This window comes from Endozoicomonas sp. SCSIO W0465 (assembly GCF_023716865.1).
Lineage (GTDB): Bacteria > Pseudomonadota > Gammaproteobacteria > Pseudomonadales > Endozoicomonadaceae > Endozoicomonas.
In genome coordinates this window covers 1,137,392-1,163,389 of sequence record NZ_CP092417.1, presented here as the reverse complement: position 1 = coordinate 1,163,389, position 25,998 = coordinate 1,137,392, and the positions used below count along the sequence as shown (strand labels likewise).

Annotated in this window: 23 protein-coding genes; 12 read left to right on the top strand and 11 right to left on the bottom strand. The window is 47.6% G+C overall.

Features of this window, described 5'->3' with window-relative positions; translation table 11 throughout:
- Window positions 1-154: 154 nt before the first annotated feature.
- On the top strand, window positions 155-1,627 hold the full coding sequence (locus MJO57_RS04995; RefSeq protein ID WP_252023448.1) for a hypothetical protein: 1,473 nt from the start codon (window positions 155-157) through the stop codon (window positions 1,625-1,627).
- A gap of 103 nt (window positions 1,628-1,730) precedes the next feature.
- Here the strand turns inward: MJO57_RS04995 and MJO57_RS04990 are convergent, their stop codons facing one another.
- The 3 genes from MJO57_RS04990 to MJO57_RS04980 all read right to left on the bottom strand — a co-directional run bounded on the left by MJO57_RS04990 (window position 1,731) and on the right by MJO57_RS04980 (window position 4,686).
- Complete coding sequence (locus MJO57_RS04990; protein WP_252023447.1) at window positions 1,731-3,164, bottom strand: hypothetical protein; 1,434 nt, start codon at window positions 3,162-3,164, stop codon at window positions 1,731-1,733.
- A 245-nt stretch (window positions 3,165-3,409) separates the two neighbouring features.
- Complete coding sequence (locus MJO57_RS04985) at window positions 3,410-3,904, bottom strand: FxsA family protein (protein ID WP_252023446.1); 495 nt, start codon at window positions 3,902-3,904, stop codon at window positions 3,410-3,412.
- 68 nt (window positions 3,905-3,972) lie between these two features.
- Window positions 3,973-4,686, bottom strand: a complete 714-nt coding sequence (locus tag MJO57_RS04980; RefSeq protein ID WP_252023445.1) for a HugZ family protein — start codon at window positions 4,684-4,686, stop codon at window positions 3,973-3,975.
- Between the two features lie 107 nt (window positions 4,687-4,793).
- Between MJO57_RS04980 and MJO57_RS04975 the strand changes: the two genes are divergently transcribed.
- The 10 genes from MJO57_RS04975 (at window position 4,794) to MJO57_RS04930 (ending at window position 14,144) form a co-directional block, all read left to right on the top strand.
- Complete coding sequence (locus MJO57_RS04975; RefSeq protein WP_252018524.1) at window positions 4,794-5,282, top strand: transposase; 489 nt, start codon at window positions 4,794-4,796, stop codon at window positions 5,280-5,282.
- Complete coding sequence (locus MJO57_RS04970) at window positions 5,251-5,733, top strand: IS1595 family transposase (protein WP_252026893.1); 483 nt, start codon at window positions 5,251-5,253, stop codon at window positions 5,731-5,733. Before MJO57_RS04975 ends, MJO57_RS04970 begins: the two co-directional genes overlap by 32 nt.
- A gap of 190 nt (window positions 5,734-5,923) precedes the next feature.
- The gene (locus MJO57_RS04965) at window positions 5,924-6,685 is read left to right on the top strand and encodes an SDR family oxidoreductase (protein ID WP_252023444.1); all 762 of its coding nucleotides are present in this window, start codon (window positions 5,924-5,926) and stop codon (window positions 6,683-6,685) included.
- A gap of 327 nt (window positions 6,686-7,012) precedes the next feature.
- Entirely contained in the window at window positions 7,013-9,025 is a 2,013-nt protein-coding gene (gene rep, locus MJO57_RS04960; RefSeq protein ID WP_252023443.1) for a DNA helicase Rep, read from the top strand.
- A 162-nt stretch (window positions 9,026-9,187) separates the two neighbouring features.
- The gene (locus MJO57_RS04955; RefSeq protein WP_252023442.1) at window positions 9,188-10,216 is read left to right on the top strand and encodes a M48 family metalloprotease; all 1,029 of its coding nucleotides are present in this window, start codon (window positions 9,188-9,190) and stop codon (window positions 10,214-10,216) included.
- A 106-nt stretch (window positions 10,217-10,322) separates the two neighbouring features.
- Window positions 10,323-11,603 carry an ISKra4 family transposase gene (locus MJO57_RS04950; RefSeq protein ID WP_252023441.1) on the top strand — a complete coding sequence of 427 codons (1,281 nt, stop codon included), beginning with the start codon at window positions 10,323-10,325 and terminating at the stop codon, window positions 11,601-11,603.
- 191 nt (window positions 11,604-11,794) lie between these two features.
- Complete coding sequence (locus tag MJO57_RS04945) at window positions 11,795-12,148, top strand: c-type cytochrome (protein ID WP_252023440.1); 354 nt, start codon at window positions 11,795-11,797, stop codon at window positions 12,146-12,148.
- 170 nt (window positions 12,149-12,318) lie between these two features.
- Entirely contained in the window at window positions 12,319-12,750 is a 432-nt protein-coding gene (locus tag MJO57_RS04940; RefSeq protein WP_252023439.1) for a hypothetical protein, read from the top strand.
- A 121-nt stretch (window positions 12,751-12,871) separates the two neighbouring features.
- Window positions 12,872-13,180 (top strand): hypothetical protein, encoded by a 309-nt coding sequence (locus MJO57_RS04935; protein WP_252023438.1) that lies wholly within the window; start codon window positions 12,872-12,874, stop codon window positions 13,178-13,180.
- A gap of 58 nt (window positions 13,181-13,238) precedes the next feature.
- On the top strand, window positions 13,239-14,144 hold the full coding sequence (locus MJO57_RS04930; protein WP_252023437.1) for a hypothetical protein: 906 nt from the start codon (window positions 13,239-13,241) through the stop codon (window positions 14,142-14,144).
- On the opposite strand, the gene MJO57_RS04925 is transcribed toward MJO57_RS04930, so the two are convergent.
- Together MJO57_RS04925 and mpl are read right to left on the bottom strand one after the other, a co-directional pair.
- Window positions 14,132-14,755 carry a flavin prenyltransferase UbiX gene (locus tag MJO57_RS04925; RefSeq protein ID WP_252026949.1) on the bottom strand — a complete coding sequence of 208 codons (624 nt, stop codon included), beginning with the start codon at window positions 14,753-14,755 and terminating at the stop codon, window positions 14,132-14,134. The two genes, MJO57_RS04930 and MJO57_RS04925, sit on opposite strands and share 13 nt — an antisense overlap.
- A 27-nt stretch (window positions 14,756-14,782) precedes the next feature.
- Window positions 14,783-16,156, bottom strand: coding sequence for a UDP-N-acetylmuramate:L-alanyl-gamma-D-glutamyl-meso-diaminopimelate ligase (gene mpl, locus MJO57_RS04920; protein ID WP_252023436.1), 1,374 nt, complete (start codon window positions 16,154-16,156; stop codon window positions 14,783-14,785).
- 217 nt (window positions 16,157-16,373) lie between these two features.
- On the opposite strand from mpl, the gene MJO57_RS04915 reads away from it, so the two are divergent.
- Complete coding sequence (locus MJO57_RS04915) at window positions 16,374-17,639, top strand: 6-phosphofructokinase (RefSeq protein ID WP_252023435.1); 1,266 nt, start codon at window positions 16,374-16,376, stop codon at window positions 17,637-17,639.
- A 20-nt stretch (window positions 17,640-17,659) separates the two neighbouring features.
- Here the strand turns inward: MJO57_RS04915 and MJO57_RS04910 are convergent, their stop codons facing one another.
- From MJO57_RS04910 to MJO57_RS04885, 6 genes are all read right to left on the bottom strand, one after another.
- Window positions 17,660-19,003: a diguanylate cyclase domain-containing protein gene (locus MJO57_RS04910; protein WP_252023434.1), complete on the bottom strand. Its 1,344-nt coding sequence runs from the start codon at window positions 19,001-19,003 to the stop codon at window positions 17,660-17,662.
- Window positions 19,004-19,072: 69 nt separating this feature from the next.
- Window positions 19,073-19,459 carry a chemotaxis protein CheB gene (locus MJO57_RS04905; protein ID WP_252023433.1) on the bottom strand — a complete coding sequence of 129 codons (387 nt, stop codon included), beginning with the start codon at window positions 19,457-19,459 and terminating at the stop codon, window positions 19,073-19,075.
- On the bottom strand, window positions 19,446-19,661 hold the full coding sequence (locus tag MJO57_RS04900) for a chemotaxis protein CheB (RefSeq protein WP_252023432.1): 216 nt from the start codon (window positions 19,659-19,661) through the stop codon (window positions 19,446-19,448). The genes MJO57_RS04905 and MJO57_RS04900 overlap by 14 nt, the downstream gene beginning before the upstream one ends.
- On the bottom strand, window positions 19,658-20,497 hold the full coding sequence (locus MJO57_RS04895; protein ID WP_252023430.1) for a protein-glutamate O-methyltransferase CheR: 840 nt from the start codon (window positions 20,495-20,497) through the stop codon (window positions 19,658-19,660). The genes MJO57_RS04900 and MJO57_RS04895 overlap by 4 nt, the downstream gene beginning before the upstream one ends.
- On the bottom strand, window positions 20,494-24,675 hold the full coding sequence (locus MJO57_RS04890) for a response regulator (protein ID WP_252023428.1): 4,182 nt from the start codon (window positions 24,673-24,675) through the stop codon (window positions 20,494-20,496). Before MJO57_RS04890 ends, MJO57_RS04895 begins: the two co-directional genes overlap by 4 nt.
- A 242-nt stretch (window positions 24,676-24,917) precedes the next feature.
- Window positions 24,918-25,865 (bottom strand): hypothetical protein, encoded by a 948-nt coding sequence (locus tag MJO57_RS04885; protein WP_252023426.1) that lies wholly within the window; start codon window positions 25,863-25,865, stop codon window positions 24,918-24,920.
- Window positions 25,866-25,998 lie beyond the last annotated feature (133 nt).

Sequence of the window (25,998 nt, the reverse complement as noted above, 5' to 3'; positions counted from 1 at the left end):
AGATGCCCCATTCCCATGACCGGCTATGCCGGTCATGGGAATTTGGAAACTATTTAATGGTAGCCAGTGTCCAAAGGGCTGGAGTAAGTAAGCAGTCCAAGTTGTGAAATTATTGTCAGGCCTTCATACAAATATTTTTTTAATGGTGATAAAAATGAATATCAGCCTGTTTGCCAATAACACCACTTTTGGTGTTCCTTACATCAGTCCTCCTGAAAGTTTTACCGCTGGTAGTGGGTTTGGGCAGGAATATCATGCCCACATTCGTCATATCAGAATGATTCCGGTGCCAGAAAAAAGAGCCTGCTTTGCCAATCCGATTTTTTCCAGAGTTTTTACCGACGGAGCGAGCTTGCGTGAGGATGTCGATTTTGAATACACGATCAGGATGTTAGACACAGACATGGTGTATTTAAATCCGGAATTACGATTTATGCCCGCTGAGATTTTTAGCCGCTGCGAGCCCATCCCCCTGAAATCGCTGGCAAACAGACATGTGGCTGTCGTGGCCAGTGACACTGAATATCAAACGCTCGTAGAGGTTGGTGAACAGAACCGGCGTCAATCATTTTATCATTCCAATACGCGTATGCATCCTGAATTATGTGATGAGCGCATAGCCGAATTGGCAAGACTCGGGTTCTTTCGTCTGCCTGATGGTTCCTTATGTGGTTTCGCAGACCATTCTCTGTTCAATATCAGCATGTGTTCGAAAAATGGTGTATATATGGCCTATGACTCTTTGGACCTGGCAACCTCAAATGGCCGACTTCCTGAATACAAACATTTAATCAATAATGATTTATTGCGGTGGCCCATCATCGAAATTGATCAGGTTGCGCAGGCAGCTTGTGTCTCTTCCGTTTATTCACCGACGAACAAAAATCACCTGATGCTCATCAGGCCTGCTAATACCAAACTGCCCATGCTGCAGGGGACTGAGCTTTTCGAAACGAAGTATCAGGCAATTATCGACCGGGCTACTGACGTTAGCCAGCCAACAAGCATTGAACCTGAGCAGTTGGCCAAATCGTTATGGGAAGCGGAGTTTTTTATGGCCCCTTACCAAAAGGCGATCAGGTTTTGTCAATCGGTTATCGGGGAGCTGGGAAAATACCAGCAAGAGGAATACCCAAACCTCTTTGTTGCCATTGATAAAGCAATCAGTCAATTGGCATTCTCTGAACAATACATGACCGATTGTTCGAATCTGGTCAGGCAAGCCATCGTTTGTGATGAACTGATCCGGCTTGAAAGTTCTGAGCCTATCGAAGACTGGAAAAAAAAGCAGGAAGAAAACAGGAAGCAGTTGATTCACAAGGAGGTCGAATGGCTTAAAAAAGCGGTGCAGCAAGAAATCCTGCCCAGAAAAACCGCTTATTTTCCGATGATCTACATGCACTCTCTCAGCATGGTGTCGCTCGGTGGCTTATTAATGGACATGGGGAATCACGACCAATGGAGGGAAAAAGCATTGCACGACAAAATCACTGATTGGAAAACAGAGGCACAAACTATTTGTGCCCAGACTGATGAGCTGATGTCGAATCTGGAGACCCTGCATTCATTAAAGCGAATGAGTATTTTGGTTTCCGTTGAGGACATGGATTCAGCGGATGACATTTAAAATCGCTGACAACCTGCGATCACTGTTGATTACCTCCAGACTGCAAATCAATTGGCCTGGCGCCCTGTTAATCTTTTGGGTGAAAGTCTCATATTGATGAGTACTAACGTTCAATATTACCCTTCCCTGATGAAAATGGAATCACATTATCACTGACCATATTTACCTTGGCCCGGTACGTTACCGACAGCAGCATCCAGCCACAGTCGAACCAACCACTTTGAATTAGTGACCTGAGTGTCAGAATGCCTTGCCCCCCGGGACACCGCCAACGCATTCCCGAACACTTCATTCGCTGTGTAACCAGCGTTTTACAGGACGCCTCAATGACCCCTGAGCCTATGGGCAGGTTGCGCGACAGGTGTTCTGCATAATTCATCCGTAACCGGTTTTTTCTGAAGTACTTTAACTCTGTCTTTAATTTCGATCGGCGGGGATGCTTGCTATGCTGGTAAGCCAGTGCCTTGATTATTTTTTCAACCCCACCCGGCTCCTCCTTCAGGATATGTCGGTAGGTGCTGAATTTCTCTTTGGACTTCGCGCTATTTTCACCGTAAGCCAGGTCAAATGCCTTCTTCAGGTGTTCTGCCGCATGGTAATAATCAACAATTTCTTCTCCCTCCGGTAGCTCTTTGGTGAAGTATGTCCAATTGTCCCGGGCTCCATCTGCCACTTTGACCAGAGTCAGATTTGGCTTTTGCTGAAGCACCTTATCCAGAAGGTTTGAAAGGGATTTTTTCAATGTCGCTTTCTTGCTTTCAGGCATTCGTCCCATCCTGATCGTAGAGAGGCGATCTCCCTGGTCATCGTAAAACGACAGTGTTCCACAACTGGCCTCCTGACAACCTGCTGGCCCTCGGGTACGTTTGCCTTCAGCAACACTCTTTTCACGTTTCTCCTGACGCTTGCCGTCTTTCATTGGTAGCATCACACCGTCAAGGGAAGCAGCTACCGTCACCGCGTCAGGCGGTACTGTGAGATTCTCCGCGAGAAGGGTCTCGAAAGGGTCAAGGTGCTGCTCCCATTGTTCGTTGAGTTTTTTGGGAAGACGTGCCAGAGAGCTGGTTGAGGGTGACATATTCCCCATTAGATCGAGTAAGCTTTTTACGTCCGCGGGCGGCAACTGGGCAACCATCCATGCTGCTTGCTTCGCAGCCTTTGGTAACCAGTAGCCTTCTACAACGCCAGCCTTGAGCTCTAAAGGGACAATGCACTTATCCCCTGCATTGCGGTAGAGGCTGCGCAATACCCGGACAGGTCCTGCTGCTGACTGGTAGGTTTGATAGCTGCGTAATGCCTGGTGATACACGACCCCATTCACTTCGATAGAAGCTTTATTGATGTCTAATTTTTGCAGTTCTTCTGCCAGTATTTCTCGCTCCGCCTGAATAAAGAGGGAGTGAATCTCGTTTTCATGATCCTCAAAATGCTGGATTGGATTATTGGACTGACGAAGTAGGGTCAGTTTTTGCTGCAGTTGGTCAATAGCAGGACAGGAATCATTGGCGACTTTGGTTAGTGGCTGACATACTTCCATCGGAGCGGCCTCTCACCGTTGACTCTTTGTTTGCTGTTAGAATCATAGCTGTGTTTGGCTGCTCTCCATTCAGTTTGAAAAATTTGGTGTTACGTCTGTTTGCTGTAGCTCAAGGCCTGTGGGTGTGATCAATATGAGACTTTCACCCAATCTTTTTGTTGCCGTTTTGATGTCGTTCGGCCAAAAGCCCCCTGTTTTGTGCCCGGACTAGCCAATAATGGGCTCCGCTTCAATGATGACCTCCATCACCGGTGCGATGAGTGATCATCTTGTTCCCTGGTAAACTCACCATCCAGAGTCTGGCGGATCTGAGAGCGCTTCCGATCATCGGCTTCCCTGCGATACTCAGCCTCATAAATGTTAGCGGACTCAACACGAACACCACAGGTTGCCAGCCATCGCCGAATTAATAACCTGCGAACCGGCGGGATCAACAGGAAGATCCCCATAAAGTCGGTGATAAAGCCCGGAATCAGCATTAACAAGCCACCCAGGCCAAGGGCCAAATGCTCAAGCATTTCCATGGCCGGTGTTTCGCCGGCAGCCATTTTCTGGCGGGCACTTAACATTGTTCTGAAGCCCTGACGGCGAATCACTTCAATGCCAATAAATATCGACAGAATAACCAGGGCAACTGCATTCCAGGCTCCGATGATACTGCCCACTTTGATCAGCACCACCATTTCCAGAATGGGCAATAGAATAAATAGTAGAAAGAGGAAGCGCATAAGAGGCCCCATTAATCATTGGAGCCTCCTATATAAAGGCGGTGTCGTTTTTTTTCAAGAGTTGTCAGTTCAGAGTGATATTAAGCCGCTTTGGCCATGGCAACCAGCTGCTGACGAACTTCCATGGCACTTTTAGCATTCTCTGGAAATGGGATACGGACAACTTTTCTACCCAGCAGGATATGTATACCCTCTGAGTCTACGCCTGCCATTTTTGGACTAACCCCTTCAGGAATCACAACGTTGGCTGCCAGACAATACTTCACCATGGCATCTGCATGATCTTCATTCATATGATCAATCATGCCCTTGCCCGCTTCGCCAAAGAATGGGTTCTCTTTGCAGAGCAGCTCATTTTTCACCCAGAAAATCTTACCAAAACCACCGATAAAACGCGCCTTCACCAGCTTGATACGGTAGAAGTCAAAGTTATGGGTATTGTTGTAGTTTCTGGCCTGAGGGAAATAGTTGAAGTAGTGCCCGGCGACTTCTTCCGGGTTCTTGATTTTTTCAGCGTCCCCCATCCAGGTCAGGCGTCCTGCGGTGTGTACGTCGTCGGTGTCCGTGTCACTGACGATCAGAGAAACCCTTGGGTTTTCTTCGATATTTTTGGTGTGCTGGGCAATGGTGCTGATCTGAATAACTGGACAACCATTGGCATCCAGACAGTAAGGCATAACGGAACCAAAGGGGTAACCCGGAACATCCCTGGAGTGCGTAGATAAAATGCCGTGGTATTCCTCAAGCAGCAGTTTTCTCGCTTCACACGCTGCCTCTTCCCTGGTATCCATCATAACCAGACTCCTCCGGGTGTTTATTCATTATCGTTTATGGCTCTTTTCGAATTCCGAACTGCTGAACTATCCTTGGTGGATATAATTAGCCATCGCCAGCATTGACCATGAATATAGGCCGAATCTCAGATATCATCAGTAATGACACCTGCTTTGAGATGATCCGTGAGAACCGCTGGCCAGATGGCACTGTTCTCTGTCCGCACTGTGATTCTGAGAATGTCAAAAAGAATGGACACGACAATGTGCAGGTAGAGTGCCAGCACTATTACTGTAAGTCCTGTAAGCGCTACTTCGATGACCTGACAAATACGGTTTTCGCAGGACACCACCGACCACTCAAAGTCTGGATTGCCTGTCTCTATTTAATGGGGCTGAACGTCTCCAACAGCCAGATAGCTCAGGAACTTGATCTGTGTGTCAGTGATGCACACCATATGACCACAGTCTTACGAAATGGTGTTGTTGACCGAAAGCCTGAAGTGATTCTTGATGGCGAAGTTGAATTCGACGAGGTCTACATTGTAGCTGGTCACAAGGGACACCCTGAAGCATTAAAAAAATCTGGATCGTCCACCGAGAAAAAGAAGGCTTAAAGGCGCTCCGGGCCGTGGGACTCTTGAAAAAGACAAACCGCCGGTATTGGGAATGATTCAAAGGGGAGGTCAGGTCATTATCAACATGCTGTCGAACGTTAAGAAGGCGACAATCGAACCATTTATCAAGAAACACGTAGCCCCACAGAGCCAGATTTATACCGATGAATACAACATCTATGATGACCTTGAAAGCTGGGGCTTCAGACATAAAACGGTCTGTCACGGCAAAGGTGAGTATGCTCGTGATGATGACAAAGACGGTATTTACGAGGTGCATGTTAATACTATGGAGGGGTTTTGGTCACTTCTACGCTCGTGGCTAAGGCCTCACAGGGGAATATCCCAAGAGGCTTTACCCCTTTACCTTGGCTTTTTTGAGTTTTTGCATAATATTGGCCGAAGAGGCAAAAGTCTTCTTCAGCCCTTAGTCAACTTGCTGGTTACATAGCAGTCTGGAATTGGAAAAGAGCCTCGTTTATTATCAAGTCGCTGTTGAAGAATCAGCCACTGATGACGCGTTGGATCGCATTATATGGGAATGAGATTTATTATCAACAAGCGATAAGAACGTTGTCTTTTGTTCGAAATCGTTTCAGGATAATCACCGAACCCCTTGGCAACAAAGAATAAGAACAATTATGAACATCAAAAATAAAAATATCCTGATCACCGGTGCCGCCAGAGGACTTGGCCTGGCAATGGCCAACTGGTTTGCAGAGCGTGGTGCCAATTTGGGTCTTATCGACCTTGATACGCCCGAACTTCATCAAGCAGCAGAACTCTGTCGTGCAAAAGGTGTCAGTGCCGTAGCACTGCCAGCGAACGTTGCTGAGGAGGCCCAGGTTGAAGCGGCTGTTCAGAAAGCCTGTGCGGAACTCGGCCCATTGAACGGCCTGATAAACAACGCCGGTATTCTCAGGGATGGTCTGCTGATCAAAGCCAAAGACGGTAAAGTGACTGGCAAACTCTCCTTCGACAAATGGCAGTCCGTGATTAATGTTAACCTGACCGGGGTATTCCTCTGCGGCCGTGAAGTCGCCGCCAGTATGATCGACAGTGGTTCACAAGGCGTTATTGTCAATATCGCCAGCATTGCCCGTGAAGGAAACTTTGGACAAAGTAACTACTCCGCTGCCAAAGCCGGTGTCTCAGCCATGACGGTGACCTGGTCGAAAGAACTGGCTAAATACGGCATCCGTTGTGCAGCCATTGCCCCGGGGGTGATTGAAACAGCAATGACCGGCAGCATGAAGCCTGAAGCCAAAGCCAGGTTAACTGCTGGCATTCCCGTTGGACGGATGGGTACACCGGAAGAGATTGCTCAAACTGTTGGCTTTATTTTTGAAAATGATTATTACAATGGACGGGTTTTAGAGCTGGATGGTGGGTTAAAACTCTAACTGTGGCCGTATCAGCCACATCAAACTCTGCTTCAATCCGGAATAGAAGCAGAGTTTACGTAATTCCCTTTAAGTAGCTGGCCATATGGAATCGAATATTTCTGGCTACTTGGGCTGGTACTATGCGAGGCACAACGGAGGGAGCATAGCCGTAGCTATGTGACCGGAGTTGTAACGAAGCAGGGTGCCGGCACAAGGAGTCAGAAATATATGATTTCATATGGTTAGCTACTTATGCATTTGTCTGAAGACCCGTCATATCACCCTCTCCCCTAACCTTGGTATACTGGGACACTTCTCTCCCATGACTTGCCTGAAACAGAACGCGTGCAAAGACTCAATGATCGACAGGCTGAGGCCGTAAAGTATATCGATACCCCACTGCTGGTACTGGCCGGTGCTGGTAGTGGTAAAACCAGTGTTATTACCACCAAAATTGCCTACCTGATTCAACAGTGCGGTATCAGCGCCAAAAACATCGTGGCCGTTACCTTTACCAACAAAGCCGCCCGGGAAATGAAAGAGCGGGTTGGCAAGCTGGTAAAAGGCAGAGCCTCTTCAGGGCTAACGGTTTCTACGTTCCATAACCTTGGCCTGAATATTATCCGCCGTGAATACCAGATTCTGGGCTATAAACCCGGGTTTTCAATTTTTGACCAGCAGGATGCCCGATCACTGATTACCGATCTGATGCAGCGGGATGCCTCGGCAGATGATAACGGTGTGGATCAGATTCAGCACTGCATCTCCAACTGGAAAAATGATCTGATCACTCCGGCACAGGCGTTACAGATGGCGAGGCAGCCCTGGGAGCAGTCTGCAGCGATTGTCTATGAACACTATAACCGCATGCTGAAAGCCTACAACTCCGTGGACTTTGATGACCTGATCATGAAACCGGTGGAGTTATTCAGACATTACCCACAGGTCCAGCAACGCTGGCAGGACAAAGTTCACTATATGCTGGTGGATGAGTACCAGGACACCAATGGTGCCCAGTACGAGCTAGTCAAGCGACTGGTGGGCGACCGTCGTAAATTGACCGTAGTGGGTGATGATGACCAGTCTATCTATGCCTGGCGTGGTGCCAAACCGGAAAATCTGGCGCAGCTGAAAGAAGATTATCCCAGCTTAAAGGTGATCAAGCTGGAGCAGAATTACCGTTCCACCAGCCGTATTCTGAAGGCAGCAAATACGTTGATTGCCAACAACCCCCATGTGTTTGAAAAAACATTATGGAGTGAGATGGGGGTTGGGGATGAAATTCGCGTCATCAAATGTCGAAACGACGAAATGGAGTGTGAACGTATTGCCACAGAGATCATCGCCCACAAACTTCGCCACGATAACCGCTACAAAGATTATGCTGTCCTCTACCGGGGAAATTTCCAGTCGCGGTTGCTGGAGCTGAAACTTCAGCATCATGGTATTCCTTATCACATTAATGGCGGCACTTCTTTCTTTGCCCGGGCGGAAGTGAAAGACATCATGGCCTATCTGCGCCTGCTGATTAACCAGGACGATGACAATGCTTTTCTACGGGTGGTGAATACCCCCAAGCGGGAGATCGGTCCATCGACACTGGAGAAGCTGGGCAACTACGCCAACAAGCACCACATCAGTATGTACAAAGCCTGTGAAGAAGCCGCCCTTGCAGAGGACCTGGCCCCTCAGTATGTCGACAGGCTGCGACGCTTTACCGGGTGGATGGACGACGTTTCACGACGGCTGCAAACCAGCGAAGACCCAATGCAGGTGGTTCGAGAAATGATTGCCGATACCGATTATGAAAACTGGCTGATGCAGCACTCCTCAACGCCAACCCAGGCTGAAAAGCGCATGGCCAATGTCTGGTTTCTGGTGGATGCCCTGCAGCAAACCCTGGAACGGGGTGACGAAGACAGAACCGTTGAAGATGCCATTGCCCGGCTGATTTTGCGGGATATGCTGGAACGCAATGAGGAAGAGGAAGATGCCGACCGTGTTCAGCTACTGACGCTCCATGCCTCCAAAGGCCTTGAGTATCCCCATGTCTTTATGATGGGGATGGAAGAAGAGTTGCTGCCGCACCGAACCAGTATTGAAGAAGATAATATTGAGGAAGAGCGTCGTCTTACTTATGTCGGTATTACCCGGGCCCGGAAATCACTGACCATGACACTGGCCGGGCAAAGAAAGCAGTTTGGCGAGATCATTGATACGATGCCCAGCCGCTTCCTGGATGAGTTGCCACAGGAAGACCTGGTGTATACGGGCTTTGATGAATCATCCCGTCAGGAAACCAAAAAAATGGCGGGCAAAATGGGGTTGGACGCCCTGTATAAATCCATTGGAGCCTGAGTAGCCATTACCAGCATCAGCAGAGGTTGCGTGAAGACGTAACCTGTCAAGCAAATCAAGAAAGTCAAAACGGGTCAATGACATCCTCTGACTCAATAGCATGATGGAACTAATATATTTTTTATTGGTCTGACTTGCTCAAAAGATCTTTGAGGATTGAACATGTTTTCCAGAGTCAGACGCTTATCCATCATCATGCTTTCTTTGTGTATGTTTTTTATCTCCTGCTTCTCCAACGCCTATGTGAATGAAGAAGTTCATTCATTAAATCGAGAAGATATGGTTATCAATAAACTCCATCAGGTTGTTGATCGAAGCCTGCTTGAAGAATTTGAAGATAATGGCCTTGCATCAATTGCCGGTGGTATTGTTGGTTCGATGATCGGGATCAGCTGGGATGGTCTTACAACAGGCAATGCCAGCCCCTTATTTGTTGATTTTACGATCAGCGCATTACGCACCGGGGCTGCGTTGGGGACTCTGTCCATCGTATCCCGAACGTATTTAAAGACACCTTTTGATTACCTTTCCCGACCACTTTCCTGGGGAGTATACACATATTCACAATGGCATGATTGGGTTTTGCATGAAGAGCCATCCTCCGGGCTAAAGCAGAAGTACTCAGAGTTTCTTGACCCGGTTTCCAAACGTTTAAAAGCCATTGTTGAGCAGGTTTTTGATGTCCCCGCCCATTACTGGACAATCACTCATATGGATATGAGGGCGCCCAATGCCTTTGCAACCAGTGGCTATAATATCGCTGTTTATCACTCGTTTTTTCCACTGGCTAAAAATCAGGCCGGTATGGCTTGTATCCTGGGCCATGAAATGGGGCATGTACTGGCAAAACACGTGGGTCAGGGTTTAAGTGATTTCATTTTTCTTAATCTGAAGGCCCTCGCCAGTATTCCTTTTACCAACTCAATTTTCCAGAATCGTGAAGCCCAGGCTGATGAAATAGGCATCTATCTGACAGCATTGGCTGGATATGATCCTTCCGAATGTTCCAGAGTCTGGGGCAGGATATCTGCCTTTAGTGGAAACCTGCGAGAAGTGGTCAATATATTCCTTTCAACACATCCAACCAACAAAACTCGCATGAATGCCTTGAAACAGCATGAAAACGCATTACAGGAATACTACTCAAACAAACCACAGGTACTTGGGCTGGGGCTGGAATATACGTTGTAAACTGGCCCGTATTCGTTTGGGGTGTTCTCTCTGAATAATTGAAACCTATGTGCACCCCAATCACGACTATTATGGGAACCATCTTTCACAGTCGTAATCTGTCGCCATGCCTGCTTCTGTCGTTGCCCGTAAACCAAAAACCATTGTGTTGCAAATTGAAGTACCCATTGAATCTGGCAACATGCTGGATCTTGAAGATGGACTGCAGCGAGCATTGAATGAAGCAGGACAGCTCGGAACAAAAGAGTTGCTTGAACTGTTTGAACCACCCAACAAAGACCCCATTGTCGTAAACCAGCAGAAGTGGAGTTACAAGGGAAAGGTGCTGAAGCGATATGAAACCATGTATGGATGTGTGCCTATGGAACGTTCTGTTTATCAGGGGGGCAGAGGTGGTGTTACGCTGGCGCCTCTTGATCTTCGCACCGGTATTGTCGGCTCAGCTACCCCCAAGTTTGCCAAAACACTCGCTTGGAAATACAGTCAGATGCCCGCTCCTGCTGTTAAAGAAGACTTTGCAACCAACCATCAAAGAACTCTGTCTAACTCGTATATCAAGCATTTATCCGACAGGGTAGGTGCATTAATTGAAGACCAGAATGACATCGAATATGACTTGCCGCTCCTGCCAGAACCTGTCGAAACCATTGCCATAGGTCTGGATGGCACCTGCATGTTGCTCTGTGAACACGGCTGGAGAGAAGCGATGTGTGGAACCCTGAGTCTTTACTCGGCCAATGGTGATCGATTGCACACTATTTATACCGCCAGCTCACCTGAATATGGCAAGCAAAGCTTTATGGGCAAACTGGACGAGGAGATTGCAAAACTAAAACGCCTTTACCCACAAGCGACTTATGTGGGGGTCGCTGATGGGGCTAAAGAAAACTGGTGCTATCTGACGAAGCATACCTCTGCTCAGATACTCGATTTTTATCATGCCTCGGAATACTTGGCCGGGGCAGCAAAAGCATTATTTCCGGACAGTAAAGCCAGGAGAAAGGTCTGGTTAGAAGATAGGCTCCATAACTTGAAACACACATGCGGTGCGGCCAGGAAAATACTGAAGGAGATTGAATCAGCAGAACTCCCGAAAAAGACGACGGCACTGATAGAAAAGCGTTACAAGGCAGTGACCTACTTTACCAACAATCATCACTTAATGAAGTATCAAGAGGCTCTGGAGCACAACTGGCCGATCGGTTCCGGAGTCACAGAAGCAGCATGTAAGACATTGGTCAAACAACGGCTATGCAGTTCAGGAATGAGGTGGAAATTAGCCGGGGCAGAAGTACTGCTGGAAACAAGGTCTCTTATCCATAGCAAGGGACGCTGGGAACAACTGTGGTCTAACGTTATGTCAGGCAAAGTTTTACTTGATTGCTAAGTCAGCTATTAACCCGAGAGAGCACCCTTCGTTTGATTGATCTCAGGGTATTGAGAACTTGCAACGAATCGTCAACAGGCTCTAACATGCATTGGTGAACGTAGAAAGGTTTCGGTGCACAGCGAACTACACATTACATAAGTCACTTTACCTCAAGCTGGTCCCCTCAATTTAGTGAAGTTGATGGTCTGATGAAAATAATTGTAAAAATCAAAAAAATAGTCTTAGCCGCTGTTTTTTCGCTGGCTGGATGTACTGACCAACAGTCTGCCACCCAAATTCAGCCGCCACCCAGACACCTTGAAGCAGCACAGGCAAAGGCAATGCTGCTCTGCGCAGGATGCCATGGCCCAACCGGCATCGGTACAACGCCATATAACCCTAATCTGGCCTGTCAGAAAAAAGAATATATGGTTAAGCAACTGCAATACTACCGAAACGGCTCAAGATCCACTCACCAGCCTATGAATAATATTGCCAGGCTGTTATCAGAAGAAGAAGTTGAGAGTATCAGCGAGTGGTACTCAATTACCGGGTGCTTATAAATTCCCACAAATTCAGGATATCCCGGTAAATCAACAAAACTTACTCTCCCCTGTGAAGATCTGTTTTTCTAACCGTCAGGCCATGATCAATTAACTTTTCAAACAAAATGGGAACCTTAATTGTCTAATTAGGTCTGAAGTATCAAAGTGAATTAAAAAGTGTGCTCAAAATGTTTCCAACAGACCAACCTATAGGCAGTAATTTCTCCGCATCAATCCCCGGTACCAGGGAATCCCATAGCCACAGTAAGAAAAGTGGTTCCAGCTTTGGGAGAAATATCAGCAACTTTTTTAGCAAAAGTCATATGTCTTACCGTTCCAGTGAAGAGCATTCTGTATGGAACAGCATCTCAAGTATTTTCAAAAGTTTATATGATCGATCGGTTAAGCTTGTGGATTATATCTCCAGACATATTCATGAAATGTTACCGCCATATTTTACCAAAGCCGGAATTGGCAGCGTGGCAGGATTCTTTGTGGGTGCCTTGACACCGATTGGTCCGCTATGGGGCACCGTTGGCGGATTGCTGATCGCTAATGGATGGCAACTTTGTGTTGAATGCAATACTGATCGGGATAAACCTGCTTCAGTACGTCTATAGTGTCTCAAACTTAATAGGGGATTATCTTCCCCTATTTTTTATTTTCCACCTTGAATCCCACCCTACAGCAACTAGCTTTATATAGGTAAATGTTATTTTCAATACCGGCATGGAGCCCCTCATGGAAGAGCAAAACATCAAGAAACTGGCGCTTATCATATCTGCCAACTGTATTCGTCAATCAACCATTGAAGAGTGTCAGAAAAAAGGACAGATAGACGACCAACAACTGAATCAGATCAATAAAGAAATGTCCGATCGAATATTTACCTTCCTGACCTACCTGCTACAAAAACCCGCTGATGAATACACCGTCATGATGGAAGCAATGGCAAAGCATTACCCTGAGCACTGGGAGCAACCTGAGCTGAGCCAGCTTATTCTCCAGCAACAGGCACAAACAGCCACATCGGCGTCAACTCAGCATTAATAATCCGTTACTCAGAGAAGCAGCTATGCTTGTCCCTGCGCAATCAGGGACAAAAACAATGCCCGGCAGGAATAGTCAATTCAATCACCAATGGTTTCTGGTAGGGACACTGATGCATCTTTCCATGCTTTCCCAAGCCGATACAGTCGATCCGGGTGAAAATTACGAAGTACTCTCGTTAACACTTAACGAACTGTTAACGGCGCTTTGCATTGCCCATGACTCTACTCTGGAATCCATGATCGATACCAGCCAGATCTGGCGCAGAAAACCAGGGCAGGAACGCTGGGAATTACCTGCGCTGAATATATCAACCAGCCAAGTAGACAGAGCTTTTGATCTGCTTGAAACACTTGGACTCATCTCCCCCATCGCGCCATTAATCAAGCAATATGATTATGCGCTGCTGCTCGGATCCACTGCCCCCGGCATGAAACGAAGGCTTGACTATATTACTGACTGGTGGAGTCAGGGCGTCCGATTCAAGCGTTTGATTTTCCTGGTTGGCCAACGCCCCCTCACCCCGGGAGCTGATTACCTGGACATTCTAAAAAGACAGCCTGACAAGAACCTGGATCCATTCCCTTTTACCGAAACAGAAGCGGCTATCATGCTCCATCAACTGGTCCCTATGCCAGAAGCCATAAGAGCCGTGCCGGTTGAGTTTATTGATACACCAAGAAACTGGAGGAACGGATTCTGGCACAGACCCAATACCCGCGACACACTGAAGCACTGGCTAAAAGCAGATCCGATACCGGGAGCTGCCCTGGTTATCTCAGACCAGCCCCACGGGGTTTACCAGAAAGAAGTCGTAAGACAGGAGCTACCGGGTTTTGTGATTGATCTGATGGCGGGACCAGCAGATCCGGCAGCAACGCTACCCGTTTATCTGGATGCCCTCGCGCTATGGCTTTACAACCTGAAACCTTTTATCCCCCAGTCAGCCCTTCAAAGACAATGATTACCCCAGGACGGCATTAACTCCTGGTTGATTCCCAGCTGATCCAGTATCCGGGCCACAATAAAATCAATCAGGTCACCCACGCTTTCAGGCCGGTGGTAAAATCCCGGAGAGGCCGGCAGAATGACGCTCCCCATTCGGCTCAATTTCAACATATTTTCCAGATGTATATCAGAATAAGGTGCTTCCCTGGGCACGATGACCAGCTTGCGCCGCTCCTTCAATACCACTGTTGCTGCCCGCTGTGTCAGATTATTACTTAAACCGCAGGCAATGGCTGACAAAGTTCCGGTACTGCAGGGACAGATCACCATTGAACCCGGAGCACCACTGCCTGAAGCAACAGGTGACATCCAGTCATCCTCGCCAAATACACGGATTTGCCGGGGAGCGGCACGATATCGGTTGATAAAAAACTGCTCGATAGCTTCCGGAGTATCACCAACCTCAAGAGCCATTTCTGTGGCCAGAACCACTTTTGCCGCTCTGGAAACCAAAACGAAAACCTGTTGCTCTGCAGCGACGAGACACTCTAAAAGCCGAAGCCCATACTGGGCTCCGGAAGCACCGGTGATAGCTAATGTCACTCTTGCGGGATTTGTTGGACTTATCACTCTACTTTCAACCTGCTTTCAACATTAATTTGCCTTGAATTTTTCTTTCAACCCACTGGCTATACGACCATGAATCCCCTCAAACCCGCCATTACTCATCACCAGCAAATGGTCACCAGCCGAGGTAGTATCAACCAGATAACGCACAATGGCCTCTGTCGATTCCATAACGGATGACTTTACCCGGCTACCCAGCGCTAACTCGGCCAATGGCCAGTCAAGCCCCGGTGGTTTAAACCAGATAACTTCGGAAGCCTGTGCGGTAGAAGCAATCAATGTCTCCTGATGCACACCCATTTTCATGGTGTTTGATCTGGGTTCAATGATGACTCGAATATTGGCATTTTCCCCCAGTTTGGCTCTCTGTCCGGCCAGAGTGGTGGCAATAGCTGTTGGATGATGGGCAAAATCATCATAAATCCGTATACCTTCAATCTCCGCGACCATTTCCATCCGTCGCTTTACCCCCTGAAAGACAGAAAGGGCCGCACAGGCTACGTCTGGTAAAACACCGACATGGTGAGCCGCCGCAATGGCGGCCAGGCCATTGGCAACATTGTGGTCGCCTTCCTGTTGCCAGTTTACGGTTCCAACAACCGTTCCTTTATACAAAACCTTAAAGTGGCTGCCATCGCTACCTACCGGTGAAACTTGCCAAAGACTTTGACTGCCACCCAGATCTTCCTGCTCAGACCAGCAGTCCATCGTCATTACATCGTTAATCCCGGGTGTATCGGCAGGATAGATAATTCGACCGGTGCCTGGCATTGTCCTGACCAAATGATGGAACTGTCGCTGAATGGCCGCAAGATCGGCAAAAATATCAGCATGGTCAAATTCAAGATTATTGATAATCAATGTTCGCGGGTGATAGTGGATGAATTTTGAGCGTTTATCGAAAAAAGCGGTGTCGTACTCATCCGCTTCAATAACAAAAAAAGGGGTACGACCGAGTCTTGCTGAAATCCCGAAATCCTTGGGTATGCCGCCAATCAAAAAGCCCGGAGACATGCCTGCATACTCCAGAATCCATGCCAGCATACTGCTGGTACTGGTTTTGCCGTGGGTACCGGAAGCGGCCAATACCCAGCGATCAGGGGCTATGTACCTGGAGAAAAATTCGGGACCTGAAACGTAGGGAAGCCCCTTCTCAAGCACATATTCTACCGCAGGAATCCCCCGTTTCATGGCATTGCCAATCACCACAAGATCCGGTGACGGGCTGAGTGCTTCAACACCATAGCCCTTAAATAGTGAAATCCCCTGTTCTTCCAGTTGTGTGCTCATCGGAGGATAAACGTTCTCATCAGAGCCGGACACGTCAAATCCAAGCTCTCTGGCCAGCATTGCCAGACTCCCCATAAACGTTCCACAAATACCCAGAATGTGTATGTGCATTCCCTATTTCTCCAAAACCGGAATGTTGACATTGTTCTTGCCTTATCCACAAAAGGACATTGACATCGAAAGACTGTCAGCTCATAAAGACTATTAGATCATAAAAGTATTACATAACAACCAACCCGACAAAGCGCTACCAATAAGCTATCGATCGGGTATCATCTGCAACCAGTAAAAAAATACAAAACATACAGCAATACCGGGAACTTAACCGATGACCTTGAAGCACGCTTTTTACGCACAGTCTGGCGGTGTTACCGCGGTTATCAATGCCAGCGCCTGCGCGGTTATTGAAACAGCTCGTCGTTACCCGGATAAAATCGGCAAAGTCTACGCAGGGCACAATGGCATTCTCGGCGCTTTGCGCGAGGAGCTTATCGACACCTCATACGAGTCCGATGAAACCATCGGTGCATTACTGAGGACGCCCGGCGGCGCCTTTGGTTCCTGCCGTTACAAACTGAAGTCATTCGAAGAAAGTGAAGCGGAATATCGTCGGTTAATTCAAGTATTTCAAACGCACAACATCGGCTATTTTTTCTATAATGGCGGCAATGACTCCATGGATACCGCCTGGAAAGTTTCCCAGCTCAGTGAAAAGATGGGGTACCCAATTACCTGTATTGGTGTACCCAAAACCATCGATAACGACCTGGCGGTTACCGATAACTGCCCGGGCTTTGGCTCTGCAGCCAAATACCTTGCTGTATCCACCAAAGAGGCCAGCCACGATATTGCTTCAATGTGCGACACCTCCACCAAAGTATTTGTCATGGAAGTCATGGGAAGGCATGCTGGCTGGCTGGCAGCAGCTACCGGCCTGGCTGCCCGGCAGGATGGCGACCCACCGCATATTATCATTTTCCCTGAGCTGCCTCTGGACAAGGAAAAATTTCTCAAAAAAGTCAATGAAACCGTTAGCAACCAGGGTTATTGCGTGATCGTTGCTTCAGAAGGTGCAAAATACGACGATGGCAGCTTTATCTCGGCATCAACAACCGTCATTGACTCCTTTGGCCACCAGCAACTTGGCGGTGTGGCTCCGGCCCTGTGCAATATGATCAAGCAGGAGCTGGGTTACAAATACCACTACGCTGTCGCAGATTATCTGCAGCGCTCAGCACGCCACATCGCTTCACGGGTAGACGTAGAGCAGGCTTACGCTGTGGGTAAAGCAGCGGTTGAGCTCGCCGTAACGGGTCACAATGCGGTAATGCCGGCAATCGTTCGAGAGTCTGACCTGCCTTATCGCTGGGCAATCAAAGAGGTTCCCCTGGAAAAGGTAGCCAACTTTGAACGCAAAATGCCGCTGGATTTCATCAATGACGATGGATTCAACATTACCCCAACCTGCCGGGGCTACCTTGAACCATTGATTGAAGGAGAGGAGTATCCAGCTTATCTGAACGGCTTACCCCGTTTTGCAAGATTGAAAAAAGTGTTTGTCGATAAGCAGCTGGATACACCATTCGAAGTATAATTTAACTGTAAAAAATCAAATCACTGTTTCAGGTCGGAGTAAAACCGAAAGTCATTCCGACCTTCATTTTTCGCTGCATACATTGCCTCATCTGCCGCCTTGATCAAACCGTCAATATCCCCCCCATTTTCAGGATAAAATGCAATACCAATACTGGTGCCTACGTTTCTTGAAGAACCACCCAGATCATGAGGCTCCCTGAGGGCATTGAGAATTTTATTGGCGACCGTTCGGGTATCTTCCGGGTTCTTCACATCATCCAGAACCACGGCAAACTCATCACCACCGAGCCTGGCAATTATGTCAACCTTGCGGATACAGCCCTCAAGACGATGGGCAACACTGGAAAGCAACTGATCGCCGGCATCATGACCAAGCTGATCATTGATCTCTTTAAAATGATCCAGGTCCAGGAACATAACCGCTGTATTATTGTGGTAGCGGTCACTTCGATCCATTGAGGACTGAAGAAACTCCCTGAATAACGTACGGTTAGCCAGACCCGTGAGGCTATCATACTTAGCCATTCTCAATAGCTGGTCTTCCATCTTTTTGCGCTCAGTTATATCCTGAAAGACAAACACCGCCCCCTGAACGGAGTTCCGACTATTAACGATGGCAGCAATATTGAACTCAGCTGGAAACCTTCCCTGGCCCAGGTTTATTAATTCTGTAGATTGTTTAATGGTCCCGCCTTTTTCAAGGCACTCACGGTAAATATCTGACCTCTGCCATTGGTCCTGAGCGGTTTCTCCAGAGTCAGCGTCAAAAAGAAACGGACTGATATGCTGATCGAGAAATGCTTCTTCAACACCGCCCAACAGCTCACAGGCGGTCGGATTGATAAAGGTTATTTTTCCCTCTTTATCTACCCCGACAATACCTTCCCCAGCGCAGTCCAGGAGCAGCTTGTTTTTCCGACTGATCCATCGAAGCTCTTTGGTGACCTGTTCAAGCTCCAGCCGCTGTGCCTCCAATTGTAAAAACACGTTCACTTTACCCAGAAGAATTTCCGGAACAATCGGCTTAGGCAAATAATCAACGGCTCCCGATTGGTACCCTTTGGCGACATAGTTATGATCTTTATTAATTGCGGTAACAAAAATGATGGGGATGTTGGCCGTTTGCTTGTTACTGTGCAGCAATGTGGCTGTCTCAAAGCCATCCATTCCGGGCATTTGTACATCCAGAAGAATAACCGCAAAGTGATGGGCCAGAACTTCAGACAGAGCCTTTTCTCCAGAGTCCACCTTGTGGATTTCTGCCCCCAGCGGCTTTAGTAACTTATCCATAGCCAACAAGTTCTCCGGTCGATCATCCACAACCAGAATTTTGGCCTTGTCATTTGTCTCGATACCAGACATTCCCTGTCTCACTCCTTAAAGGCAAAGTTTCGCCGTCCTTGCGTCATGAGCTTTTATCAATTGGAGGAATCAAGTGCCGCCAATCTGATCCAGAAAGGCTGGTATTTCCTCGAGCATCATCAGGTGATCCACACAACCAGTATCCAGTGATGCCCTGGGCATATCCCCCATTTCTGCATTTCCGGGACACTGAATAACCGTGGTTCCGCCAACATTTTTCACTGCTCGAATACCATCGGCACCATCCCGGTTAGCACCAGTTAAAACGACCGCTACCAGATCAGCCCCATAGATTCTTGCTGCTGACTGGAATAACACATCAATGGAAGGACGTGAATACGCAACAGGCGCCTCAAGATTCAGGCTGATCATGTCCTGCCCCTCTATCAGCATATGATAGCCAGCCGGTGCAAGATAAATCGTTCCCGGCTGTATTCGCTGCTTATCTTTCGCCACTTTGACCGGGTAATGTGCTCTGCCGGGCAAGGACCCGGAGCATACCCTGGTCATCATTCAACCCTACATGCCTGGTGACCAGTATGGGCAATGGGAAGTCCTCTCCAAGCTCATTGAAGATATACCCAAGCGCATTGATTCCCCCTGCCGATGCTCCCAACACCAAAGCCCCGGGCTTCCCCCCCACTGAAGCAAGACTCACGAACCAATTTTCCTGTATATTCGAAGCGTATTACTGACACCCTCAAGGTGATTTCTGATCGGGCTAAACTTCAGGTTTTCCCTTCGTCCGATACAGAGAAACCCCCTTGGGCATAAACTGTCGTTAATGAGCGTTAACGCCCTGTCCTGCAATTGTTCATTAAAATAAATCAGCACATTGCGGCACATCACCAGATGCATTTCACCAAAAACACCGTCAGTCACCAGGTTGTGATTGGCAAACGTTACCCTGTCCGATAAACGGCTGTTGATCTTGATGGCGTCATAAAGGTTTACCCAGTAGTCATCCAGCTGATTCTTACCCCCTGAAAGGCGGTAATTATTTTCATAAAGCGCAATATTTTCCGCAGGATAAATCCCCTTTTTGGCCAGCTTCAGAGCATCATCATTGAAGTCAGTGGCGTAAATCTGGCAACGATCCAGTATCCCCTCCTCTTCCAACAGAATCGCCATAGAGTACACTTCCTGACCTGAAGCACACCCTGCATGCCATATCTTGATAAACGGATAAGTCTTGAGCACAGGAATGACCTCTTCTCTCAACACTTGAAATACATCCGGATCCCGGAACATTTCCGTAACCACAACGGAAAGGCTTTTCACAAACCGATAAAATGCACGATGATCGTGCAGGAACAGTGGGATCAACTCACTGACCTGATGGATGCCGGTCTGCTCCATGTATTTTCTTACCCGACGTATCATTGATGCCCTGGCATAGTCATGAAAGTCATAGCCGTAGCGTGTCTTGACAGCGTCCAGCAGTAATTCCAGTTCCAGTCGTTCCAGATCAGCTACCGGGTATGTCTCCATCATCGCAGCAGCCACACCTTCAGCATTGCTGTCAGCTTGTCCATATCCAGAGGTTTGGTCATATAATCATTGGCTCCCGCCTCAAGACATTTTGCCTTGTCATCAGCCATTGCCTTGGCGGTCAGGGCTATCACCGGAAGCTCTTTAAATTCATTCTTTTGCCGAATAATCGCGGTGGCTTCGTAGCCATCCATAACCGGCATCATAATATCCATTAACACCAGTTCAATGCCGTCTTCTTCCTCAAGCTTGCTGATCGCATTTTTACCATGGTCTGCCAACACAACGTCCAGCCCCATACCCTGAAGCGCTTTGGACAGGGCAAAGGTATTGCGCAAATCATCATCAACCAGCAAAATCTTGTGTCCATCAAGACGCTTCTCTGACCCGGTCACGGTTTCATCTGTCTTATCATCAACCTGATCCTCATTGATGGTATGCAAGAACAGGCTGACTTCATCAGTGAGTCTTTCCAGGGCCCTTTCACCTTTTATCACTATGGCATTGGTAAATTCCTGCAGCCGGGAGTGCTCTGTTTTATCAACAGGACGTGCCGTATGAATCACTACTGAAGGCATATCAGATCCCAGCTTGCCTTTCATTTTTTCCAAAAATGCCAGCCCGCCTATCTCTCCTAACTCCAGGTCCATAATCAGGCAGTGCCAGTGATGGTCATCAAGCTCCTTCTCGGCATCCGTTGCGGAGCTGGCATAACCAACATGAAGGCCTTTTTGCTCCAACATATTGCCTAATTGAGATCGCTGCTCTGCATCCAGATCAAGAATCAGCACATCACGAATATCCTGGCTAATGGCCTTCTCAAGGGTCAGAAACACTTTATCAATATCTGTCACACTCACTGGCTTCATTAAGTAGCCAACAGCTCCCGGACTGGAAACCGATCCGGGATCCCGTCCCGATACGATATGTACCGGTATATGCCGGGTTTCCTCATCACTTTTTAAATGGCTAAGCACCTCTTGACCATCCATATCCGGCAAGCCTAAATCCAGAATGATGGCTGATGGCTGGTGCTGTCGGGCCAATGCAAGTCCCTGTTCTCCCGTCGATGCATACAAACAGCCAAACTGATGCTTGTCGGCCAATTGATGAAGAATGGCAACAAAGTGAGGATCATCCTCAATAACCAGTAGCTGGTAATCAAACGTTTGCATAACCGGGGGTTCAGCCCCCCCCACCTCCGGCTTATCCTTTTCTGGTGGCTCATGGGAAACACTGCCTGGCTCATCGGCTCCAGAGGACTGATCAAACACATCGGACACATAGTTTTCTGCCAATACTGGCTCAGGTTCAAGAGAACAGACTGGATTGACTGGAAGAAACAGAGTAAAGGTCGTCCCTTCGTCTTCCTTACTTTCCAGCTCAATAAAGCCACCCAGAAGCTCGGCCATCTCTTTGGATATCGCCAGACCGAGTCCGGTGCCGCCATATTTTCGGCTGGTAGAACCATCGGCCTGCTGGAATGATCCAAAAATAGATGCCTGCTTCTCTTTGGGAATACCAATCCCGCTATCTTTAACAGCAAAACCAAGCCATGTATCTTCTGAAAAGTGGCCAGACCGGGTTTCATTAAACATGCTTACCTGAACACTGCCTTGCTCGGTAAACTTGAACGCATTCGAAAGGAAATTCTTAACAATTTGCATTAGTCGCTGGCTGTCAGTGAAAACAGACTTGCTCGCACCTCTCTCTATACAGACCCGGAATTGCAAGCTTCGGCTTTCCGCCAGAGGATTGAACATGGTTTCAATACTGCCTTTAATCTCCTCCAAAGGCGTATCATCAAGATTGACCGACATCTTTCCCGCTTCAACTTTGGACAGATCAAGGATGTCGTTAATCAGCTCCAGCAACTCTTTACCACCGTTGTAGATAACCTGTGCCGACTCCACCTGATCTTCTGTCAGGTTGCCTTCGTCGTTTTCTGCCAGCATCTGTGAAAGGAGCAATAAAGAGTTCAATGGCGTACGAAGCTCATGAGACATATTGGCAAGGAACTCAGATTTATATTGACTGGCCCGGGCAAGCTCCTCCGCCTTTTCCGTTATCTTTTTACTGGATAACTTAATATCTTTATTTTTTCGCTCAATTTCCTCTTTCTGAATCATCAGCTGTTCACTGAGTTCTTCCAGTTCGGCATTGGATTTCTGCAGTTCCTCACTTTGCGCTTTAAGCTCCTCCTCAGACTCTTCCAGAATACCGGCTCGTTTTTCCAGCTCTTCATTAACCGAACGCAATTCTTCTTTTTGCTCTTTCAAAGCCTCTGACTGCAAAGTGGTGGTATCCAGAAGTTGATTTACCCGGGTTCGATACTGAGCAGAGTTGATGGCAATGGCAATGCTTTCGACAGAGTGATCAAGAAACAGGCTTTGCTCATCCGTCATCGGGCCAAGCCGGGCAAACTCAAATACCCCTTTTAACTCGTTCTCGTAGCACAGTGGGACAATGATAAGATGACCTGGCCTGGCACAGCCCAGTCCGGACTCAATGTCCATATAACCATCCGGCACACGGGTTATCTCTATCACCTCTCTTTCCAGTGCAGCCTGACCAATCAGCCCTTCACCCATCTCAAAACAGTTGGCGTGCTGATTGCGCTTGCGCCAGGCATAGGTTCCCATCAACTGCAGCAGTTTTTTATCATCTTTCACAAACATTGCGCCGGAATGCATATCCAGATATCGGGCGATATAGGTAACGATGTTACGACACAGTTCAGCCATGTCCTGCTCGCCACGGACGCTGTTGTACAATCCAGCCATGCCCTCCTGCAGCCAGTTTTTCCGGGTATTTTCATTGCTGACGGTACGCAGCCTATCGGTCATCTGGGCAAAACTGCGACTCAGTTCACTGATCTCATTATTTCCTCTGAGTACACTACCTTTTTCATAATCGCCAGCGGCAACACGATTGACCCACCGGGTAATCAACCGAATAGGCTTTACCAGTTGGCGCGTAACAACGAATGCAATAACAACCACCAGGGCAAAGGTGATGGCGATAAGAACAAAAAGGCGTTTGCGAAAGTCCTGAACGGATGCAAACGCGTGTCGGTGCGTAACTTCCGACAGCATCGCCATGGGTGTTCCGGCAATATTGATGGGTAGATAGATCCCCAGAACCTCTTCACCATGAAGGTAACTTCGTATATGACTTAAACTGGCTTTTGCCGCTCGATTCAGTACGCTTTCCTCTTCCAGATTTAAAGCGTCAAGATCCCCTGAAAATGATTCCAGACCATGCTCTCCGGATTCCTCATGAGAATGGGCGTTATCAGCAATGATGGCTCCGAAATGAGCTTCACTCTCTCTATAGCTTCCATCGTCCTCAAGATGGCTTAGCCATAAGTTAATCAATGGATTATCTTCTCCAAATTCAAGCGCTTGGTAATGTTCAAACTGAGTACCAAAGCGAATTTTACGATCCTTGCCAACCAGAAACGATGAAAGGCCGACAGTACTCGACTCTCCACTATCGAACATAACCTGAATATTCTTTGGGTGAATCTGAACCGCAATAAACCCAATGGGTTTCTGATGAGTATCGGCCAGTGGCAGGATCAAAAAGACAACGTTCTCATTGCCAATCGGTGGATAGGCAGCAAGGTCCGCGTACTTCGGCTGCTGATCATAAAAACTGGCTTTAACCGCTTGAGAAAAAAGGGTATTTTCCAGCTCTGAAGAAAACAGGTTGCGCCCTAAATCGCTGTACTCATTAACTGTGTACAAAATATTCCCTGCCGCATCGCCCAGAATGACATCGGAATAATCATAGAATCGGAGAAAATCCACATATTCCATGGAGTACTGTTCATATATATCGCCGTACTCCCTTGAATTGATAAATTCAGAAACTGGCTGTGTTTTATAGCCAGGCGCCATTACCAGTTCAGTAATAAATGCTTCCGAAGGTGACGCCATAATGAATAAGTTGGTTAACACCGTATCAAAGTATTCATTAATGCGTTGAGTCAACTGAAAGTTGACCGATGACAGTTGATCATAACGATCTTTAATGATCGCCTCTTTTCCCGTCTGATATTCATTCAGCCCAACAATAACCACAGGGCCAATGGATAAAACAATAAACCAGAGAAACAGCGTGAGTGCCAGTCCGCCCGTCTTTCGCTGACTGTTTTCACTGGATGATTCTGAACTCATGGTCTGATCTCTGTGCTTTGCCAAAGGATGGAAGTGGGCACTTTTCCATCTCTTATTCATCGTTAAATTGCACAAAAAACTTAGGGTTCAATCCAGTAGGAACATCAGAAAAATCAGCCAGACCAACATCTGATCTGAGCCTGATACTGTCATTTGGGGGTTTTTCTCATCAGAAGAGTGACATTAAGGAAGAATTATCCGATCAAGCTTTCCTATTCCCTATTCTCTATAGCACAATCAAGCTATGAAATTAAACAGCCGTCAGTACCATCGTTATTTTTTGCAAGACTGTTTTGTAGTCGACCGGCTTCTTTTTGATATCTGTCATATTCTGCTGGCGATATGCTGCGGCCGCAGATCTCTTGATAGTCAGTATGATCAAAGATGTGATTTTCATCCGCTTTGTCAAAAAGTGGATCAATAGGCCCAAGCAACGTAGACATAAGATAAAACCCCTCTGTAAAAGGAAAATCTGATCCCTGATGCATCTTTACCTCTCTCATTTCTGATTGAAAATCATCCACTACATGAACGTTTGGTTGCTCGTCTGCCTCGTTCATCCACCCGACGGCAGACTCACTATCAGTGCAAGCAACCAGACACACCGGGCTCCTCTCAGCCTTTCTGTCTCTCAGCAATTGACAAACCTGTTCTTTTGATCCGCCCGTATTGGGCTCCCCGTCATTAAACACATAGATAATGCGGGGGGGAGATTGCGAGGAGATTTCGGACTCTTTTACACTGTGCAACAGTGCAGGATAAAGAGGGGTTGAATGATATCTTGGAGCCATAGCAATATTCTCCAGGCACCCCTTCATTTGTGCTGCCACCTCAGCGGGTGTTCTACTGGTATCAATTGGCAGAAAATCCTGGGAAAAACTTTGAATTTTTATTCCCATTACCGGTATATAGGCCAATAAATCGGCAATGTTACTCAATCGGTAACACGCCTCCTGAAGCCTGGTCATTTTTATTCCGGCTTCAGGATGCACCATTCCATCCTGAGTATCCATTGAAGCACTGTTATCAATGATAAAATGCAGTTCATAATTTTTAAGGGCGGCCAGTCGATAAGCCAGCCAGGTTGATCCTTTTATTGAACCACCCAGCACCTCTTTAATTGCACGTTGCTGATCAGTGGTAAATGCTTGCTGAAACCTCTCTAGCGGAGACTGGAACGGGGTGGCCATGGTTGCAGCTGATGGTCGGGAGCCAAACCCGGGATTCTGGTTATTGATTCCAGGGTATGGAGGTGGAGGGTCAGGGTACGGAGGTGGAGGATCCGGGTACAGTTGAGGATGAGCAGTGGCCCGCAATGCAGCA

Excerpts from the sequence above, each read along its gene's own strand:
- MJO57_RS04910 (WP_252023434.1), bottom strand. The coding sequence starts at position 19,003 with ATGTCTGGTATCGAGACAAATGACAAGGCCAAAATTCTGGTTGTGGAT.
- MJO57_RS04965 (WP_252023444.1), top strand. The coding sequence starts at position 5,924 with ATGAACATCAAAAATAAAAATATCCTGATCACCGGTGCCGCCAGAGGA.
- MJO57_RS04950 (WP_252023441.1), top strand. The coding sequence starts at position 10,323 with ATGCCTGCTTCTGTCGTTGCCCGTAAACCAAAAACCATTGTGTTGCAA.
- MJO57_RS04895 (WP_252023430.1), bottom strand. The coding sequence starts at position 20,497 with ATGATGGAGACATACCCGGTAGCTGATCTGGAACGACTGGAACTGGAA.
- MJO57_RS04955 (WP_252023442.1), top strand. The coding sequence starts at position 9,188 with ATGTTTTCCAGAGTCAGACGCTTATCCATCATCATGCTTTCTTTGTGT.
- MJO57_RS04915 (WP_252023435.1), top strand. The coding sequence starts at position 16,374 with ATGACCTTGAAGCACGCTTTTTACGCACAGTCTGGCGGTGTTACCGCG.
- MJO57_RS04995 (WP_252023448.1), top strand. The coding sequence starts at position 155 with ATGAATATCAGCCTGTTTGCCAATAACACCACTTTTGGTGTTCCTTAC.
- mpl (WP_252023436.1), bottom strand. The coding sequence starts at position 16,156 with ATGCACATACACATTCTGGGTATTTGTGGAACGTTTATGGGGAGTCTG.
- MJO57_RS04975 (WP_252018524.1), top strand. The coding sequence starts at position 4,794 with ATGAATATAGGCCGAATCTCAGATATCATCAGTAATGACACCTGCTTT.
- MJO57_RS04990 (WP_252023447.1), bottom strand. The coding sequence starts at position 3,164 with ATGGAAGTATGTCAGCCACTAACCAAAGTCGCCAATGATTCCTGTCCT.
- MJO57_RS04935 (WP_252023438.1), top strand. The coding sequence starts at position 12,872 with ATGGAAGAGCAAAACATCAAGAAACTGGCGCTTATCATATCTGCCAAC.
- MJO57_RS04890 (WP_252023428.1), bottom strand. The coding sequence starts at position 24,675 with ATGAGTTCAGAATCATCCAGTGAAAACAGTCAGCGAAAGACGGGCGGA.
- MJO57_RS04985 (WP_252023446.1), bottom strand. The coding sequence starts at position 3,904 with ATGGGGCCTCTTATGCGCTTCCTCTTTCTACTATTTATTCTATTGCCC.
- MJO57_RS04980 (WP_252023445.1), bottom strand. The coding sequence starts at position 4,686 with ATGATGGATACCAGGGAAGAGGCAGCGTGTGAAGCGAGAAAACTGCTG.
- MJO57_RS04945 (WP_252023440.1), top strand. The coding sequence starts at position 11,795 with ATGAAAATAATTGTAAAAATCAAAAAAATAGTCTTAGCCGCTGTTTTT.
- MJO57_RS04940 (WP_252023439.1), top strand. The coding sequence starts at position 12,319 with ATGTTTCCAACAGACCAACCTATAGGCAGTAATTTCTCCGCATCAATC.
- MJO57_RS04930 (WP_252023437.1), top strand. The coding sequence starts at position 13,239 with ATGCCCGGCAGGAATAGTCAATTCAATCACCAATGGTTTCTGGTAGGG.
- MJO57_RS04885 (WP_252023426.1), bottom strand. The coding sequence starts at position 25,865 with ATGGCCACCCCGTTCCAGTCTCCGCTAGAGAGGTTTCAGCAAGCATTT.